The 18330-nt window shown below is 61.8% G+C and carries 16 protein-coding genes; 6 read left to right on the top strand and 10 right to left on the bottom strand.

Annotated elements, in window-relative coordinates:
* Positions 1 to 12: 12 nt before the first annotated feature.
* The 5 genes from hpf to mtrA all read right to left on the bottom strand — a co-directional run bounded on the left by hpf (position 13) and on the right by mtrA (position 6310).
* Positions 13 to 741, bottom strand: a complete 729-nt coding sequence (gene hpf / locus AC0J5Z_RS10160) for a ribosome hibernation-promoting factor, HPF/YfiA family (RefSeq protein WP_475038946.1) — start codon at positions 739 to 741, stop codon at positions 13 to 15.
* Between the two features lie 143 nt (positions 742 to 884).
* A complete protein-coding gene (locus tag AC0J5Z_RS10155; RefSeq protein WP_475038945.1) occupies positions 885 to 1133 on the bottom strand; it encodes a phosphoribosyltransferase in 249 nt (82 codons plus the stop codon).
* An 848-nt stretch (positions 1134 to 1981) separates the two neighbouring features.
* A complete protein-coding gene (locus AC0J5Z_RS10150) occupies positions 1982 to 3700 on the bottom strand; it encodes an LpqB family beta-propeller domain-containing protein (RefSeq protein WP_475038944.1) in 1719 nt (572 codons plus the stop codon).
* Positions 3697 to 5664, bottom strand: coding sequence for an MtrAB system histidine kinase MtrB (mtrB, locus tag AC0J5Z_RS10145; protein WP_475038943.1), 1968 nt, complete (start codon positions 5662 to 5664; stop codon positions 3697 to 3699). Before mtrB ends, AC0J5Z_RS10150 begins: the two co-directional genes overlap by 4 nt.
* Positions 5636 to 6310: an MtrAB system response regulator MtrA gene (mtrA, locus tag AC0J5Z_RS10140; RefSeq protein WP_014922244.1), complete on the bottom strand. Its 675-nt coding sequence runs from the start codon at positions 6308 to 6310 to the stop codon at positions 5636 to 5638. Before mtrA ends, mtrB begins: the two co-directional genes overlap by 29 nt.
* A gap of 224 nt (positions 6311 to 6534) precedes the next feature.
* Here mtrA and AC0J5Z_RS10135 point away from each other — a divergent pair, with 224 nt between their 5' ends.
* The 6 genes from AC0J5Z_RS10135 to AC0J5Z_RS10110 are packed head-to-tail and all read left to right on the top strand — an operon-like array spanning position 6535 to position 12888.
* On the top strand, positions 6535 to 7812 hold the full coding sequence (locus AC0J5Z_RS10135; protein ID WP_475038942.1) for a DUF7847 domain-containing protein: 1278 nt from the start codon (positions 6535 to 6537) through the stop codon (positions 7810 to 7812).
* A complete protein-coding gene (locus AC0J5Z_RS10130) occupies positions 7809 to 8501 on the top strand; it encodes a DUF4129 domain-containing protein (RefSeq protein WP_475038941.1) in 693 nt (230 codons plus the stop codon). The genes AC0J5Z_RS10135 and AC0J5Z_RS10130 overlap by 4 nt, the downstream gene beginning before the upstream one ends.
* Entirely contained in the window at positions 8498 to 9700 is a 1203-nt protein-coding gene (locus tag AC0J5Z_RS10125) for a DUF4350 domain-containing protein (protein WP_475038940.1), read from the top strand. Before AC0J5Z_RS10130 ends, AC0J5Z_RS10125 begins: the two co-directional genes overlap by 4 nt.
* Positions 9697 to 10812, top strand: a complete 1116-nt coding sequence (locus tag AC0J5Z_RS10120) for an AAA family ATPase (protein ID WP_475038939.1) — start codon at positions 9697 to 9699, stop codon at positions 10810 to 10812. Before AC0J5Z_RS10125 ends, AC0J5Z_RS10120 begins: the two co-directional genes overlap by 4 nt.
* 32 nt (positions 10813 to 10844) lie before the next feature.
* Positions 10845 to 12137, top strand: a complete 1293-nt coding sequence (locus AC0J5Z_RS10115) for a DUF58 domain-containing protein (RefSeq protein ID WP_475038938.1) — start codon at positions 10845 to 10847, stop codon at positions 12135 to 12137.
* 37 nt (positions 12138 to 12174) lie between these two features.
* Positions 12175 to 12888 carry a DUF4166 domain-containing protein gene (locus AC0J5Z_RS10110; RefSeq protein ID WP_475038937.1) on the top strand — a complete coding sequence of 238 codons (714 nt, stop codon included), beginning with the start codon at positions 12175 to 12177 and terminating at the stop codon, positions 12886 to 12888.
* Between the two features lie 11 nt (positions 12889 to 12899).
* On the opposite strand, the gene AC0J5Z_RS10105 is transcribed toward AC0J5Z_RS10110, so the two are convergent.
* The 5 genes from AC0J5Z_RS10105 to AC0J5Z_RS10085 all read right to left on the bottom strand — a co-directional run bounded on the left by AC0J5Z_RS10105 (position 12900) and on the right by AC0J5Z_RS10085 (position 18330).
* Positions 12900 to 13934 carry a uroporphyrinogen decarboxylase/cobalamine-independent methonine synthase family protein gene (locus tag AC0J5Z_RS10105; protein ID WP_475038936.1) on the bottom strand — a complete coding sequence of 345 codons (1035 nt, stop codon included), beginning with the start codon at positions 13932 to 13934 and terminating at the stop codon, positions 12900 to 12902.
* Positions 13935 to 13937: 3 nt separating this feature from the next.
* Entirely contained in the window at positions 13938 to 14327 is a 390-nt protein-coding gene (locus AC0J5Z_RS10100) for a chorismate mutase (protein ID WP_054808477.1), read from the bottom strand.
* A 177-nt stretch (positions 14328 to 14504) separates the two neighbouring features.
* Positions 14505 to 16211: an ABC transporter ATP-binding protein gene (locus tag AC0J5Z_RS10095; protein WP_475038935.1), complete on the bottom strand. Its 1707-nt coding sequence runs from the start codon at positions 16209 to 16211 to the stop codon at positions 14505 to 14507.
* Positions 16208 to 17236, bottom strand: a complete 1029-nt coding sequence (locus tag AC0J5Z_RS10090; RefSeq protein WP_475038934.1) for an ABC transporter permease — start codon at positions 17234 to 17236, stop codon at positions 16208 to 16210. The genes AC0J5Z_RS10095 and AC0J5Z_RS10090 overlap by 4 nt, the downstream gene beginning before the upstream one ends.
* A gap of 2 nt (positions 17237 to 17238) precedes the next feature.
* Positions 17239 to 18330, bottom strand: a complete 1092-nt coding sequence (locus AC0J5Z_RS10085; protein ID WP_475038933.1) for an ABC transporter permease — start codon at positions 18328 to 18330, stop codon at positions 17239 to 17241.

Below are 18330 nucleotides of genomic sequence, written 5' to 3'. Positions count from 1 at the left end.
TAGGATGAGGCTTTACTTGGCTGTGGCGGCCTGATCATCGGAGCGGTAGGCGTGGATCTTTTCTTCCACGGCTTCCTGGCCGGGCTCGCATGTGGAGTCGAGGGTGATTACACCGTAGGTCCAGCCACTGCGCCGATAAACAACCGATGGTGCGTTGGTTTCCTTATCCAGGAACAGGTAGAAGTTGTGTCCGACGAGCTCCATGTTATCCACAGCGTCATCAAGGGTCAGCGATGCTGCGGGGAAAACTTTCCGGCGGATCAAGACGGGAGAATCACCTGCCGGAATATCGTTCTCGATGTCATAGGGTGACCGCTCGTCTGCCTGCGGCTCGGACTCCTGATGGTTGCTGGCCTCTACGTAAAGCGGCTCACTAGCACTGGCTGGCTCAAGTGTTGCCGTAGCTTCCCGCACTGCCTTAGGCGTGTGGCGGCCGTGGTGCACCTTCTTGCGGTCCTTCGCACGACGAAGCCTCTCAAGCAGCTTGTTGTACGCGAGATCGAAGGCAGCAAACTTGTCAGCGGCTGTGGCCTCGGCACGGATAACGGGGCCTCGGCCCAGGACAGTCACTTCAACGGTGAGTTCGCCAGGCGTCTGCCTGGGATTGGTTTCCTTGGAAACCTTGGCGTCAACCCGCTGGACCTTATCCCCCAGCGATTCAATCTTTGAGATTTTTTCGCCGGCATATTCGCGAAAGCGGTCAGAAACTGTCAGATTTCGTCCGCTGATCATGAACTCCATGGTGCCCTCCAAATAACTCAGGTGACACGACAACGGCGCTGTTGGGGGCTTGTCTGACGGACAGTCGAGCCCCTTTCCGAGCCGCTATCGACAGGTACATCTGTTCTTGGTACCCACAACCGACGTTAGTTCATCGCCACCCGTTATTCATCCTTTAGCCACTTATTTTTTGATTGAGTCTTAATGACTGCATGGGGGTCGTCCTTGGCAGCTATGGAAGCGTAGGCTGGTGGCCTCGTGGCCGCGAGGACAACAGCGCCGGAGACCAAGCCGCCAGCAGCAGTGACCGCCCGTGCTGCCTCGGCGAGGGTGGCCCCCGTGGTGAGGACATCGTCAACCAGGATGCATCTCCTGTCCCTTAGCTCTTTGGTCCGTAGTCGCCGTACCCTCATGGATCCTCGGACCCGACGAGCGCGTTCACCTCTTCCCAGCCCCTTTTGGCCTCCGCCTCCATGATCCACGGGTCCACGGCCCGACACCTCGTCAAAAAGCCAGGCGGCCATTCTTCGCACGGATTGGGGGCTTGCCATAAACAGAGGTGACTCCCCCGTTTTCTCCAGCACATCAACGATTGGGCAAAGTGGCAGCATCCGGCGCATGCGCATGAAAAAGAGCAGAAGATGTACCGGGCTGAATCCGCGCCTGCGGTATGCCTTACCGCTACTGGGAACGGGGACAAGGCAGTAGCCGGCCCGGCCACCGAGGGCAGTCTCCACGGCCTTGCCAAGGCAGGGAGCCAGAACAGACGCAAGGCGCCATTGACCATGATGCTTGAAGGAGAGTAGGCACCGCGCCAGCTCATCCCGGTAAGGCCCCGCTGCTACCACGCCGATCTTCGCTGTTCCATCGACATCAACCAAAGCGGGCGACTCCTGCTCGGCCCGAAACGGCTGCCTGCACAGCTGACGGACTCTTTTTGCGCAATTGCCGCAAAGTACCGTATCTTCCATCTCACAGCAGACACAGTCGACGGGAATCAGCACAGTCAGCAGCTCAACCACTGCCCCCTGCAGTGCGGCGATGACCCGGCCGGTTCTGTGTCGGTCCGGGCCACGACGACGCGCTCCGGCAGGTTCCGGGTTATAAAGGTCGGGATCGAAGTGGCGCCGGATCTTCAATGTACGGAGCCATGAGCCGAGGACGAAATAGGTCACCCTGACAGCCTGACGGTACGGTATCCCCGGCAGAAGGAACGCTGCACGCTATGTGGAGAACGGGGATGAAGCTGCTCACAGCGAGGTCAACCCGGGAAAGCCGGTTCTGTAGGTCCTTTGAGCTGAAGCTCCCAACCGTTTCCGACGCGTTGGAAGATGCCGGCCGACGACTGTCCGTAGATTTGCTCCGCCCCATTTCCAGCGCTGAGGCTGGTCAGCCCATCCCAAGGGGCCAGTTGCTGCGGTTCACCGGATGCCAGTGACAGCAGCTCCGGAACCACCGTTGAAGTAGCCGAGCCGGACATCACCACCACCGTTGAGCCGTTGACCCAGGCACCTTGATCAGCCGCGGTATTGCTGAGCAGTGTGACGGGAAGAGTCAGGTCCTTTGGAACGCCGTCGGGGTTCCGGACTACTCCCGTAATCTGCACGGTGGACTTACCGTTTGCCTCTGAAATGACTACCGCCCTGGTCCCCTCCCGGGAGACCCTGAAGTCCTTGACTGTTCGTCCCGTCAGCCAGGCCGGAGTCATGGTGACGCTGGGAATTGTGGCACCGGGTGCGATGCCTGTGGGCTTGTAAGCCACGACCTCGGCGGCCCCATTGGCGCCCGGACCCGCTGTCCACACCCAATCGTTCGGGCTGAAAGAAGGACCGGTGAGGGTGCTTCTGGTGGTCAGTTGTCGCGCGGGTTGCCCCGGTTCGATGGAGTAGAGGGTGGTTTTATCGCCGTTGAGGAACGCGGCCGTTTGAGAGACCGGCGATTCAGCGGGCGAGTGCGGTCCCAGCCCGGCAACCGATTGTATGTCCGGCAGCGGTGTGACCCTGTTGTTCTCGTAGCGCACCAAATCGCCGTTGTTTACAGCTATTTGGCGGGCAGGAACACTTTTGTCCAGTACCGGCGGCAATACGGTGCCGTTGTCTTCCACACGTACCAAGTCCTGGTCCGCTCGAAGTTGAACGTTGATGACATCGGGCTGGCTACGGAAGGTCAGTGCCAGCTGGTTTTGCATCCTCTGGCGGTCCTCGGCAGAAGCGTCAAACAGCTCCTTGGCAGAGAGGTCCACCTGCGCTGCGCCAGAGACAACGGGAACGGATTCGCGCGCGAGCTTCATCCCGGATGGGAAAGCACTGACCACTGCCCCACGCAGATAAGGAGCGGGGCCGGCAAGCAGGGCGCTGGTCATGGACTTGACTGTGTTCTTCTTGATGAACCAACGGTAGTCCGGCACTGCGTAGGTGAACGTGGGGTCATAGAAATAGATGGGATTTGCCCCGTAGATAACCTTGAACGTCTCCTCCGGGATGGCGGTACCATCCGGCACCTTGGAGATCCGCCATTCTCCTTCCACCTGCTCGAGCGTTACCGGAATGGTTTCCTTGGTACCCGGCGGGAACTGTGTTGCAACGCCGTCAGCATCCACCGAATAGGCGAGGTCGAGTTCGTAGAGGTATTCGTTCTCCCCCGATGACCTGACGACTTGTGCCTCACGGAAGACGATAGCCCGCTTGTCAGGCTTCCACGTTACCGACTGAGCCTGCGTCAGGTACTGACGTGCCACAGGGTAGTCGTCCTCATAGCCGCTGCCAGCCATGTAGAAGTCCTCGATCACAGTCTCCGGACTTGAACCTGCACGCGGCCCAACAGGAAAAAAGACCGGTGCATTGGGATTGCCGGCGCCTTCGTCCTTGCTCTTGCCGACAGGTCCGGAGCGGGGAATCTGCGCGCAGGAAGCCAGCATGAGAACCAGCACAGCCAACAACGCGACGACGGTCCTTGTACGCCGGGGACGGACTGTTCTCACGGCAGCTCCCCCGCTCCTCCATCGTTCGGTACAGGCTTCCCGCCTGCGGCCTGAGGCCGCTGTGGAGTGCCTCCGGAGTCCGGGCCCAGTACGAGCATCTGCCGTTCGCTTGGCCCCCCGGGGAATCCTATGTCGGCAGGCTCCAGTTGAAGCGGGGACTTCACAATAGTGCCTCCTTGCCGCAGCGGCAGCGTCAACCGGAAATTGGAACCGGATCCCTTTCGGCCCCACGCCTGGAGCCAACCGTTGTGAAGCTTGGTGTCCTCGGCCGCGATGGAGAGGCCCAGGCCGCTTCCTCCGGTGGTCCGGGCCCGCGCGGGGTCCGCCCGCCAGAAGCGGTCGAAGACCCTGGCTGCCTCAGCTTGGGTCATCCCGATGCCGTGGTCCCTTACGGACACCGCTACAGCCTCGTGGTTGGCCGCAACCGATATATGGACTGGTCTGCCCTCGCCGTGTTCCAACGCGTTAAGCAGCAAATTGCGGAGAATGCGGTCGATCCTGCGGGAATCCATTTCGACAATGATGCTCTTCTGCCGCGCGTTCAGCCGGACTTCCGACCCGTACTCCGCTGCCACAGGAGCCGCACCTTCCACAACGTGCGAGAGCACCTGGAAAATGTCTTGAGGTTCCGCATCAAGGACGGCAGCACCCGCGTCAAACCGTGAAATTTCGAGCAGATCCGAAAGCAGCGACTGGAAACGCTCAACCTGGTGATAGAGCAACTCCGCCGATCTCTTGTTCATGGGATCGAAATCCTCCCGTGCTTCGAACAGGACCTCGGCTGCCATGCGTACCGTGGTGAGCGGCGTGCGCAGTTCGTGGGACACATCGGAGACAAAGCGTTGTTGCATCTGCGACAACGTGGCCAATTGGGTTATCTGCTCCTGGAGGCTGGCGGCCATATGGTTGAAGGACGCGCCCAATCTCGCCACCTCGTCTTCTCCCTTGACCACCATGCGTTCCTGTAGCTGGCCGGCCGCGAGCTTTTCCGATACGACGGCCGCATGGCTTACGGGACTGACGACGTTGCGCGTCACGTACCAGGCAATGGCACCGATCATGAGGACAAGTGCCACACCGCCTGCCCATAGGACGTTCTGGATCTCGTCCAGTGTTTGCTGGGCGGTGTTGAGGTCGTAAATCAGGTAAAGCTCGTAGGCCGTTCCGTTGAAGGTGACCATATTCCCAACAGCAATACCAGGCCTGTCCTCATTGCCCACCGGGAACTGCGTGGAAGCCCAGAACTGCTGCTTGCCACCGCTTTGAACGGCCTTACGCAGCTCCGGGGGAATGACGCGAACGGTCAGCTGGTCCGAAGCGCGCGACTCAACCCAGCGGTTACGTGGCTTGGTTTGTTCCGGCGCCGCTTCGAAGACATATCTACGCTGGATTACCGAGCCCCGGCCCTCCACGGCAGTCAACGTGTCATAGACCAAAGTGATGACACTTGACTGGTCGGTGACCTGCGCGCCGTCGAACGTGTCCTGGACTTGCTTGACGTTGAAGCGCGACTCGGATTCCGCCTGCGCCAACCGCTCCTGGAAGAGGTTGTTGGCGATCTGGTTGGACAAGTACGCGCCAACAATCGCGAACGACGTCACGGCGAGCAGCAATGTGGTCAGGACTGTACGGAACTCCAAGGAGCGCCGCCAGCGCCGCAACAATGAGCGCCAAACGATGCGCAGTCCTGGCCTGATCTGCCGCACGCCGATAGACACGAGTCGCGAAACACGAAGGACCAGGATAAGGCCGCGTCGTGTCCAAATCCGTGCCCGGAACAGGATCCACGGCAGGTTCCTGACCCCCCGGGAGGATTCCTCAAGGGACGCTTCCGGGGACTCTGACGGTGCCGGGGTCACCTGCTGGACACCGGCCGGATCGGGAATTTCGGGACCCGAACCCCTGCCTGCCGCGCCGGCCTTGCCGACCGGGGACTCAGGAACCTGCTTTATATCCGACACCACGCACCGTCAAAACGACCTCGGGCGCTTCCGGATCGCGTTCAATCTTGGAGCGCAGACGCTGGACGTGAACGTTGACCAGCCGGGTGTCAGCGGCGTGGCGGTATCCCCAGACCTGCTCAAGGAGCAGCTCGCGTGTGAACACCTGCCACGGCTTACGAGCCAGCGCAACCAAGAGATCAAATTCAAGGGGTGTCAACGAGATGCGCTCTCCGCCACGGGTCACCAAGTGACCTGCGACGTCAATGGTCACGTCGGCAATGCGGAGGGTCTCGGGAGCCTTCTGGTCGCCCGGCCGCAACCGCGCACGTACGCGGGCTACAAGTTCAGCGGGCTTGAAGGGCTTGGGCACATAATCATCGGCACCGGATTCAAGCCCGCGAACTACATCTGAGGTGTCCGACTTCGCGGTGAGCATGACGATGGGAACGTCCGACTCGCCACGGATCTGCCGGCATACCTCTATCCCGTCGGAGCCCGGAAGCATCAGGTCCAGCAGCACGAGATCCGGCTTCGAGGAGCGGAAGACCTCCAGAGCCTGGCCGCCGTCTGCGCAGAACACCGGCTCGAAGCCATCGTTGCGCAGGACGATGCCAATCATCTCTGCGAGTGCTTCGTCGTCGTCAACTACCAGAATGCGTGCCTTCATAGTTATATATTCCCTTATCGCCAAGTCTTTGTCCCGTTGGGCGCGGCGCACGGCATGGCGTCCCAAGGGCACTTCCACCGTACTGCACCCTGCCGTGCCCGCGCCCCGGGAAGGCATCCCGGGCGGCAGGCTATGAGGGACGACGACGGGACTATAGGCTGGGTGCGAAGGTCCGTATGGGGGACGTCGGGAGTCGGCGGGCCGGATCTTATGGGGAGGAAATCGTGTCACAACCAGAGCACGGCCAGAATCTACCGCCGGGCGGTCAGCCGGCCTGGGGCAACCAACCGCAGTGGGGCAACCAACCGCAGTGGGGCAACCAACCGCAGTGGGGAGGGCCCCCGGCATGGGCCGCCCCGCAGAGTGGTGGGCAAAACCCTCAAGGCCAACCTGCTCCGGGCTGGCCTCCCGGGCCTCCCTATGGACAGCCCCTCTATGTCGCTCCCCCCAAGCCCGGAGTCATTCCCCTGCGTCCGTTGCAGTTCGGCGAGATTCTGGATGGTTCTTTCCAGACGATCCGCCGCAATGCTGCGTCCATGTTTGGCTCCGCGCTGATCGTACAAGCCATTGGGGCAATCTTCATTGGCATCGTCACGGTGGGAATGTTCCAGCTGTCGACGTCCCTTGAATCCGTCAGTTCAGAGGCAGAGTTTGCCGATGCGATGGGCCCATTCCTTGCCATCATGGCTGGCACCCTGGGCGTTTCCGTGCTGATCGGATTCCTGGGATCCGTGCTCCAAGGAGTTTTGGTTGTACCCGTCTCCCGGTCGGTTCTGAACCGGCGCACAGGCTTCAAACAGATGTGGAAGCTTGCGGGCCCGAGAATCCTGCCGCTCCTTGGCGTCGCCGCTCTGCTCACGCTGGGTGGCCTGCTCGCCGCTGCCGCGGTGATCGGGATTGCGATCTTGTTATTTACGGCCTTGGGGCCTGCCGCCTTGCTGATCGTCCTGCCCCTGGGGCTCGGTTCCGTTGTGGTCTTCGTTTGGATCGGCCTGAAGTTGATGCTTGCACCTGCCGCCATCGTGGTGGAGCAGACCGGCGTTTACGACGGAATGCTCCGGTCCTGGCGATTGACCAAGAATAATTGGTGGCGCATCTTCGGCATCACGCTGGTGGTGGCCATCATGGTGGGAGTCATCGCTCAAATTGTCCAAATTCCTGTGTCCTTGGCCTCTGCTGCCATCGGTTCAGTAGTTGCTCCCCACCCGGATCCCGAGTCGATGACCTCCACGTTGGTTCTGACCACCGTTATCTCCACGGCGATCGGGGCGTTGGTGGGGTCCGTGACCTTTGCCTTTCAAGCATCCGTTTCGAGCTTGATCTATATGGACCTTCGAATGCGTCGCGAAGGCTTGGACGTTGAGTTGATGCGGCTGTTGGAAACCGGTGCCGATCCGGACGGAATACCCGGCCGGACCTCCACCTTGCCCCGAAGCAACGTCTGGCCACCGAACGGCGGACAGTTCCCGTCCGCTCCCCCCGGGCAGCAGCCTCCGGCATGAGGGTAGCCCCAACTGACGTGGCTGCGTCACTGGCTTTGAAGGAACCGCCTGTGATGCCGGACCGCGACGAAGCCCGCCGATGGGCCGCTGAGGAGCTTTCCAACCCCCGGTATCCGGACGCGAGGCCCGGCTGGCTGGACCAGATGTGGCGCGATTTCCTGGATTGGCTGGCGTCGTTGGAAGGTGATGGACCAGGCAACGGACCCAACCTTGCCGTTCCGTTGATCGTGGTTCTGGCTTTGGCGCTCATCATCGCGGCCATCGTCATCGTTCGGCCAAGGCTGAACGCCCGGAGAACAACAAAGCCCGGAGACCTTTTTGGCGAAGACAATACTGTTGACGCCGAGGGCTACCGGAGGAGGGCGGCAACTGCAGCCGACGGCGGCAACTGGCCTGCCGCCGTCGTCGATCAGTTTCGCGCTCTTGTTCGATCGGCCGAAGAACGGGACATCATTGATGTTCGCGCCGGCAGGACGGCAGACGAAGCGGCCGGTCAACTGGGCCAGGTCTTTGGTGTAGCACAAGCCGGGTTGCTCGCCGCTGCTGGTGTTTTCGACGCCGTGCGCTACGGCGAGCAGGCTGCAACGCGGGCGGACTACGAGTCCGTCCGCCGGCTGGATGCTGACCTTCTTGCGCTGAAACCTGACTTCGCAGGACAGGCCCTTGCCGGATTCGCGGTGCCCCGATGACAACGACGGTGGACAGGAAAACCCTGCGCCGCGACGATGCCGCTCCCGAAGGGCTGTCCGCGGGGCAGGGTTTCAAAGCCTGGTTCCGGAAACACCAGGTGTGGATTGCCCTCGCTGCCCTGCTTGCTGGTTTGGTGACCTATCTGGCCATCAACAGCATGGCTGGCGCAACCGATTCCCGACGGTTGTCCGCGCGGAATCCAGCACCGGATGGAGCCATGGCGGTAGCCGAAATCCTCGGGCGCCACGGTGTGTCTGTCACGCCAACAGACTCGCTCGAGGACACCTTGGAAGCGTTATCAGGCAAAGAGGAAGCCACAGTCCTCCTCTTTGACGCGCAGGGCTTTCTTGACCGGTCCCAGCTGGAGGAGATCACTGCCGCAGCAGATCGTGTTGTGGTGGTTACTCCACGGCTGAGGACACTCAACGGTCTGGATCAAGGGATCCGGCCCGGCGGGGTGGTTCCAGAAGCAACACAAGCAATCGAACCCGGCTGTGACCAGGAAGATGCCAGGGTAGCGGGCCGGCTGTCCGCACAGGGATCCGTCTTTTCAGGGCCCGTAGTTTGTTATCCCACCCGTGAGGACGGACCGGGGTTGTACGCTGCATCAGCCGATGGGCGGGTCATAGTCCTGGGCAGCAGGGAAATTTTGGACAATCAACACCTCGCCACGGAGGGCAATGCCGCCCTCACCCTCCGAACCTTGGGAAACAACGCGGACCTCGTGTGGTACCTCCCGGGCGTCGCAGACATCTCCGCCGCCAATTCGAGTCCCACCCTGAACGAGCTTGCTCCCCGATGGCTGGCATTCGCCGGCCCCTGGTTGGGCTTCGTGGCCCTCCTGGTCATCGCATGGCGAGGCCGGCGCATGGGCCCCTTGGTCTTCGAGCCGCTGCCCGTAATTGTCAAAGCCGCTGAAACAGCAGAAGGCCGGGCACGCCTCTACCAGGATTCGCGGGCTGTGGGGCGTGCCGCCGAGAACTTGAGGGCAGGAACCCTGGCCCGATTGGCTCGGCACTTCAACCTCGGAGCTGACGCCGCCCCCGGAGCGATAGCGGACGCCACAGCCCGCCATGTGGTGGGAGCAGCCCCGGAGGTCCGCTCCGTCCTGATCGACTTCATGCCGGAAAACGAAGGACAACTGGTGCAGTGGGCACAACAGATCGAACAAATCGAACAGGAGGCGACCTCCCGATGAGCAGCCAGCCGAACAGCTACACGGACAGCAACAGCCACTACGCGGGCGGTACGACGCCCCAGCCGCATGAATCGCAGCAAGATGCGCCCCAACAAGCTGCAAGCCAGCATGCTGCACCCCAAGGAGCCGGGCAGGCAGAAAACGGGCGGCGCCATCCAAGTGAGGACCCGGCCCGACAGTCGCTGCTGAGTGTCAGGACGGAGGTGGGCAAGGCTGTGGTCGGTCAGGACCCGACCGTGACTGGAATGCTCATCGCCCTGCTCTGCGGTGGGCATGTTCTTCTGGAGGGTGTTCCTGGTGTAGCCAAGACCCTCCTGGTGAGGGCCTTGTCTACTGCACTGAGCCTGAATACCAAGCGTGTTCAGTTCACTCCGGACCTCATGCCCGGTGACGTCACGGGATCATTGATTTATGACGCGCATACGTCCGAGTTCACTTTCCGCGAGGGCCCAGTGTTCACGAACATCATGCTGGCCGACGAGATTAACCGGACCCCGCCGAAGACCCAGGCCTCACTCCTGGAAGCGATGGAAGAACGCCAGGTTTCCGTGGATGGTGTGTCCCGTCCGCTTCCGAGTCCGTTCATTGTGGCGGCCACCCAGAACCCCGTGGAGTACGAAGGCACCTATCCATTGCCCGAGGCCCAACTGGACCGGTTCCTCCTCAAGCTGACCATGCCCCTGCCCGGACGGGCCGAGGAAATCGAGGTAATCCGACGCCACGCCAGCGGCTTTGATCCCCGAAACCTGTCCGCAGCCGGTGTACGGCCGGTGGCGGGCGCCGTCGAACTTTCCAACGCCCAAGCGGCTGTCGCGCAAGTGGCCGTTGCCCCGGAGATCCTCGCATACATCGTTGACGTTGTGCGTGCTACGAGGTCTGCGCCTTCTTTCCAACTGGGCGTTTCGCCTCGTGGGGCCACCGCGCTGCTCAACACTTCCAAAGCATGGGCATGGTTGTCCGGCAGGTCCTTCGTCACTCCGGACGATGTCAAGGCGTTGTCGTTGCCGTGCCTTCGGCACAGGGTGGGCCTGCGGCCGGAAGCCCAGATGGACGGCATCCAAGTGGACGATGTCCTGGGCAGCATCCTCGCGTCCGTTCCGGTGCCGCGGTGATTTCCGGACCAGCCTTGGCTGAGGGGGCCTAAGTGGCCATAACTGGTCGTTTCGTATTGCTGGCCCTTCTGGGCCTGGTACCCCTGGTGGTGTTTCCCGCGTGGAGTACCGTCTTGTTCGTGGGCGCGGGCCTGCTCCTTGTGCTGGTCGTGGATCTTGTGGTGGCGGCATCGCCCGGAAAACTTACCCTGCATCGCATGGAACCCGGCAACGTGACGCTTGAGGGCAGTGTGGACTCTGTTGTAACCGTGACCAACCCCACCCGGCGCAAGCTGCGGGCCGAGGTAAGGGATGCGTGGCAGCCTTCCTCAGGTGCGGTCAACCCTTCACAGGCTCTTGTAGTCCCGCCCGGCGAGCGTCGCCGCATGACCGTCACTCTGGTACCCCATCGCCGTGGCGACCTCAAAAGCCCGCACGTGACGATCCGATCATTGGGGCCTCTGGGCATGGCGGCCAGGCAGCGGACCCGCGTCCTCCCCGGCCAGCTGCGGGTCCTGCCGCCGTTCCACTCGAAACGCCATCTGCCCTCCAAACTCCGGAAGCTCAGGGAACTGGATGGCAAGGCTGCCGTGCAGATCCGTGGGGCGGGTACCGAATTCGACTCACTACGCGACTACGTCCGCGGTGACGATGTCCGGTCCATCGACTGGCGCGCCACCGCGCGCCGGACATCCGTAGTGGTACGGACATGGCGCCCGGAGCGTGACCGGCGTGTGGTCGTCGTGCTTGATACGTCACGAACAGCGGCTGCCAGAATCGGGGATGAACCGCGGCTCGATACCGGAATTGAGGCGGCGCTGCTACTCGCCGTGCTGGCCGAACGCGGAGGCGACCGCGTGGACTTCCTCGCCTACGACCGACGGCTCCGCGCACGGGTGGAGTCGGCATCAAAGGGCAATCTGCTGGGTCAGCTCGTCCAGGCCATGGCACCCTTGGAAGCTGAACTGATCGAACTGGATTGGCAGCAGATTCCGGGGCAGGTGCGGGCCGTCTCAGCGCACCGCTCGCTGGTGGTGCTGTTGACAGCACTCGACGGCGGCGCCCCCGAGGAAGGGCTCCTCCCCACTGTGGCCCAATTGTCCCGCCAGCACGTTGTGGTGGTGGCATCGGTTCGGGATCCCATGCTTTCTGCCATGAAAGAAGAGAGAACCACGGCAAGCCAGGTTTTCCGTGCGTCAGCCGCCGAACGCGCCCTGTTGGAGCGCTCCGCGGTTACGGCGCAACTCCGGCAGCTCGGAGCCGAAGTGGTGGACGCCGAACCCCACGATGTTCCGCCCCTGTTAGCTGACACGTACATCCGACTCAAAGCAGCCGGGCGGCTTTAGTTCCAGGCTTTAGTTCCAGGTACAAGGAAGGACCGCCATGAATATACCCATCTACCAGCTTGCACTCGGTGATGAGTTCACCAGGCTTACCCCAGAGCTCCAGGAGTATTTTTCGTTGGCGGCCGGCTCCGGCAGGTACGGAATTGGCGAAGGAATCTTTGACGTAGTGGGTTGCCGGCAGAAGTGGCTGCGGCCGTTTCTCGCACTTACGGGAAGCGAGGAGGCTTTCTTCCCCGAATACGGTGAGGGCATCCCGTTCCGGATTGAAAACCACGCCCATGTGGATCCCTTCGGGCGCCCCGCCCTGACCGCTCGTCGGGAGATCTACTTTCCGTCGGGTACACGGCTTTTCCACGATACGACGAGCGCCATCCCTTCGACCCGGGAAGATCGGAATGCCCGCTTGGTGGACCACGTGGGCCGTTATCGCCGCATGGTCACGGACTTGGACGTCAGTGTTACCCCGGAGGGCCGGCTCCGTGGTGTATCCAGGGACAGCAGGCTGTTCCTTGGACCCCTGCGGATACCGTTGCCGGCAGCACTCGACGCACGTGCGTACGCCGAACAGTGGTGGGACAGCGCAGAGGGCAAGCACCGCATCCAGGTCAAGGTCATCCAGCCACAGATCGGCTTGGTGCTTGTGTATGCAGGACGCTTCAACTACCGATTGGCACCGTATCTGCCAGGAGCCATCTCCGGTACTATGCTCCCCCGTTACGCGGAACCAGACCGCTGGGAAGAGAGAGTTTGATGTTCCTGCAGTCAGCCCTGAGCCAGCTGGTCAAGTCCGTCAGCCACTTGTGTGAGTTTCTTCAGCACGTCCTTGGCCGTTGAAGGCTTGAAGCCTGCTAACCCGGTGGAGGGAGTGACGCGGAGCCCTGCCAAGCCCGAAGCACGCAGGCCAAGCTGGCGCCATGGCTTCCAGATGCTTTCAACAAGATCAGCCGTGCGTGGCAGTTGCGTCTGCGGGTCGCTGGTGGACAGCGCACCGGCCCACAGGCGTTTTCCGTCCTCGACAGCAGCAGCCAGCTGCTCCCACTGGCGGCTGGTCAGGGCCCTAAGGGGCACGGCGACGCCATCTGCTCCGGCGGCGAGGATCCGCTCGATGGGCGCTTCAATCTCGGGTACTGAGACCACGGTTTCGACGGCGCCCGCAGCCTTAAGAGCCTCGATCACCACCCGCCATGCCCCTGTCACTTCCTCGCCGGAAATGGACCGCAACGTTCGGTAACCACTCGCCGTCGGGATGGTCCCGGCCATGACCGAGGCGATGTCCGGCTCGTCAATCTGAACCACCAGTTTGGCGCCCGGGACGGCCGCGAAGACGCGTCTGAGGTGCTCTCCGACGCCGGCAGCCAAGGATTCGGCAATGTCGCGGCGGGCGCCGTAGTCCAGAAGTGCCCGTTCGCCGTTGTGCAGGTGAAGATTCGCGGCAAGGCTCATGGGGCCCAACAACTGGATCTTGAGCTCCGTTGCGGAAACGTCCTCGGCGCCTGCGATGTCGGCCAAAATGTTGATGTCCGTCATTAGCGCCGAGCGGGCGCGCTGAGCGTCTTTCCCCGGCCTGTCCACCAGGCGCCAGCCGTGCGGTTGGACGTCAATTGCCAGGTCAACCAGCAGGGAGCCTGTCCGGCCAACGGCATCCGCGCCCACCCCGCGGTCAGGTAGTTCGGGAAGGAACGGAAGGTGGGGGTTTCCCAATTCGCCACGAATAATTCGGGTTGCTTCCGCGGGATCGCTTCCGGGCCACGGCCCCAGTGCAGTGGCGCTGGCGCGCAAGTTATCCAATTCCGTCACGGATCAGGCCTGCTGGCTGGAAATCTGGTGATCCTCGGCGATTGCCTCGTGGTGGCGGATCACTTCGCTGATGATGAAGTTAAGGAATTTCTCTGCGAAGGCCGGATCAAGGTGCGCGTCCTCGGCTAGCCGGCGCAGGCGGGCGATCTGCGCCGACTCGCGGCCAGGATCTCCAGCGGGAAGCTTGTGCGTGGCCTTCAGGATCCCCACCTTCTGGGTTGCCTTGAACCGTTCCGCGAGCAGGAATACAAGTGTTGCGTCAATGTTGTCGATGCTTGACCGGATGGACAGCAGCTCATCCATGACGGCGCGGTCCACTTGACCGGCCAAGGAGCTCGCTGCCGGGTTGAAGGAATCGGCGTCATCAGGGAGGGCGTTGTTCTGCTCGGTCATGCACCCCAGTCTATGGTGTGGGACGGTTCCGCCGCGGGTGTTACCTGCCGGCCAGGACGGCGCACCGCACGGGAACGATGACAGTGGGTTGGTACCGCATCTCTTAGCGCGGAGAAGTACGCCCCGCATGGTGAGGGGCGTACCTCCGCCGCGTTTTACGGACTTCCCGTGGACGGTCTAGCCGCCCAACAGTGTGCGGTGCGCTTCCCGCCGTCGTGCTTGTTCGTCGGGGTCCGGCACCGGCAGCGAGGCGATGAGCCTCTTGGTGTACTCATGCTGCGGTGAGCCCATCACATGGTTTCCGATCCCCTGCTCCACCAACTGGCCTTTGTACAGCACGCCGACCCAGTGGGACAACATGTCCACTACTGCGAGGTCGTGGCTGATGAAGAGAGCCGCGAAACCGTACTGCTCCTGGATGTCCTTGAACAGGTCCAGGACCTTGGCCTGCACCGAGACATCCAGGGCGGACGTCGGTTCGTCGGCGATCAGCAGGCGCGGGTTGAGCGCCAGCGATCTCGCCAAGGAAGCGCGCTGCCGCTGCCCACCGGACAGCTCGTGCGGGTAACGCTCCGCGTACGACGCCGGCAGCTGGACTGACTCGAGCAGCTCACCTACCTTTTTCCTCGCCTCAGCGGCGCCCGGCTTGGTGTGGATGAGCAGTGGCTCAGCGACGCACTCGCCGATGGTGAGGTGGGGGTTGAAGGACGCTGCCGGATCCTGGAACACGAAGCCGATCTCCTTGCGAAGCGGACGGAAGGTACGCTCCTTGAAGTCCAACATCTCGTAGCCAAGGACCTTCAGGCTGCCTCCCGTGGTCCGGGTCAGGCCGGCGATGGCCCGTCCGATGGTGGATTTTCCGGAGCCGGATTCACCCACCAGCCCAAAAACCTCATTCTCTGACACCGTGAAGCTGACATTGTCCACGGCCTTGAATCCGTGCCTGCCGAAACGCCCGGGGTATTCGATGGTGAGGTTCTTTGCCTCCACGAGGATTTTGCCTTCCTGGTGGAGCCGGCCACGGGCGCCCTCGGAGGCTGAGTTTCGTCCGAGGTGCGGCACTGCGGCCAGCAGCTTCCTGGTGTACTCCTGGCGGGGTTCAGCAAACAGGTCCCTGGACGAGGCCTCCTCCACTACGTCGCCCTGGTACATGACCACTACGCGGTCGGCCAGATCCGCAACTACACCCATGTTGTGCGTGATGAGCACGATCGAGGTCCCGTAGTTGTCCCTCAAGTCGCGCAGGAGCTGGAGAATCTCGGCCTGGACTGTGACATCCAATGCAGTGGTGGGTTCGTCGGCCACAATCAGTCCCGGATTCAGTGCCAGCGCCGCAGCGATGACGACGCGTTGTTTCTGGCCGCCTGAGAACTGGTGCGGGTAGTAATTGACCCGCGTTTCAGGGTCCGGGATGCCCACCTTGCGGAGTGCCTCGATTGCCCGGTGCTTGGCCTCCTTGGCGGAAATGCGCCGTCCGCCTGTTGAGTGTGCCCGGATGCCTTCGGCAATCTGCCAGCCCACGGTAAAGACCGGATTCAGGGCTGTGGAAGGTTCTTGGAACACCATGGCGACGTCACGCCCGCGGATTTTACGCAGGGTGGATTTGCTGACGCTGATGACGTTATTGCCATTGATCACCACGGCGCCGGAACTAATGGCTGTTTCCGGAAGCAGGCCCAGGATGGTTTTGGCGGTCACGGTTTTGCCGGAACCCGATTCCCCCACAATGGCCACAACTTCACCGGCTCCAACATCCAGGCTGACATCTTTTACAGCGTGGACGTCCCCGCCGTCAGTGGCGAAGGTGACTTGGAGCCGATCGATGGTGAGTACCGGCTGATCGGTGCCTGACTGGTCTGACACATTTCCAAGGTTGGTGGTCATGGCTTGCCTGCCTCTGCCGGGGTTGACGGCGTTCCTGGTGCCGCGGGGGTTCCTGGTGTTGGAGATATTGGCGCGGGCGTACCGCCCGCGCGTTTGCGTCCACGGATTCGGGGGTCGTTTAGGTCGTTGATGCTTTCGCCGACCAAGGTCAGCCCCAGGACGGTAAGAACGATCGCGATGCCCGGGAAGACGCCGGTCCACCAAATACCGGAAGAGGTATCAGCCAGTGCCTTGTTGAGGTCAAAGCCCCATTCCGCGGCGGAAGTGGGCTCGATACCGAAGCCAAGGAAGCCCAAGCCTGCGAGCGTCAGGATCGCCTCGGAGGCGTTGAGGGTGAACATGAGCGGCAGGGTCCGGGTGGCGTTCTTGAAGATGTGGCGCCCGATGATGCGCACGCTGGACGCCCCCAGCACCTTGGCCGATTCAACGAACGGCTCCGCCTTGAGTCGGATGGTCTCTGCACGTATGACCCGGAAGTACTGCGGGACGAAGACAACGGTGATGGAGAAAGCACAGGAGAAGATACCGCCCCAGAAACTGGATTGTCCCCGGCTGATCACGATGGAGATCACGATTGCCAGAAGCAGGGTGGGAAACGCATAGATGGCGTCTGCTACGACCACCAGAATCCTGTCCAGCCACCCTCCGAAGTATCCGCTGAGGAGGCCAAGCGCGACACCCAGGAACAGGGACATCGCCACGGACACAATGATGACTGTTACTGCTGTTTGGGAACCCCAAACGACCCGCGACAGGACGTCGTAGCCGCCAACGGTTGTCCCCAGCAGGTGTTTGGAGCTCGGAGCTTCCTGTGTGGGGAACGAACCGGATGCATCGCTTAGTTGGGAGTAGCCATAGGGAGCGAGGAGCGGAGCGAAGATGCTCGTGAGGATGAAGAGCCCGCTGAGGACAACACCCACAATGAGCATGCCGCGCTGGAGACCCACGCTTTTCTTCAGGTGGCTTATGACGGGAAGTCTTGAGAACAAAGGCTGTTTGGGTCGGGTCAACTGAGGAGTGCTCATGGTCAGTACCTCACTCGAGGGTCGATGAGCGCAGCAATGATGTCCACGATGAAGTTGGTGACGGCCACAATAATGGCCAGCAGCACAACGATGCCTTGAACGGCCACAAAGTCGCGGGCGTTCAGGTACTGCACCAGCTGATAGCCCAAGCCTTTCCATTCAAAGGTGGTTTCGGTGAGGATGGCGCCGCCCAGCATCAGCGCAATCTGCAGGCCCATGACAGTAATGATGGGAATCAGTGCCGGCTTGTAGGCATGTTTGGTTACTAATCGGAACTCACTGACGCCGCGGGATCGCCCGGCCTCGACGTAGTCCTTTCCCAACGTGCCAATAACGTTGGTGCGCACCAGGCGAAGGAACACGCCAGCGGTGAGCAAACCGAGGGCGATTGCCGGGAGGACTGCGTGGGCGGCTATATCTCCAAGCGCCGCGAAGTTGCCGCTGCGGAGCGCGTCCAACCAGTAGATACCTGATGGCGCGGCCAAGCCACTCATGGTCAGCTCAGTTCGGGTGGAAGCGCGGCCTGCCACAGGGAACCAACCAAGCCATACGGAAAAGGTCAGCTTGAGCAGCAGTCCCGAGAAGAACACGGGTGTGGCGTAGCAAAGAATTGCGAAGAACCTCAGAAACGCATCAGGAGTCTTGTCCCGGTGCTGTGCAGCGATGAGCCCGAACGGGATGCCTACTGCGAGCGCCACAATCAGTGCGTTGATTGAAAGCTCCAGCGTGGCCGCGCCGAAAGTGGTGAGTACCTCCACCACAGGTCGCCGGTCGGTGATGGTGCTGCCGAAATTGCCAGTGATGAGTTGGCCAAGGTACTCGAAGTACTGGACGAGAACGGGCCGATCGTAGCCGGCCTCCTGTATTCGCTGGGCCAGGACGTCCGGGGGCAGCCGCCCGCCTTGGGATGCGGTGATGGGGTCTCCAATGACCCTCATCAAGAAGAAAACGAGTGTTACCAGTATGAAGACGGTGGGGATGATCAGGAAAAACCTGACCACGATGTATCTGCCCAACCCTCCCCCGGCTTTGGACTTGCTCTTGGGAGCAACGATGCCGGGCTCAGCCTCGGGGACCTCTATAAGTGTTGTCAT

It is taken from the genome of Paenarthrobacter sp. TRD_SC_7 (assembly GCF_056156245.1).
The sequence above is the reverse complement of the archived record's forward strand: the minus strand, read 5'-3'. Positions and strand labels throughout refer to the sequence as shown.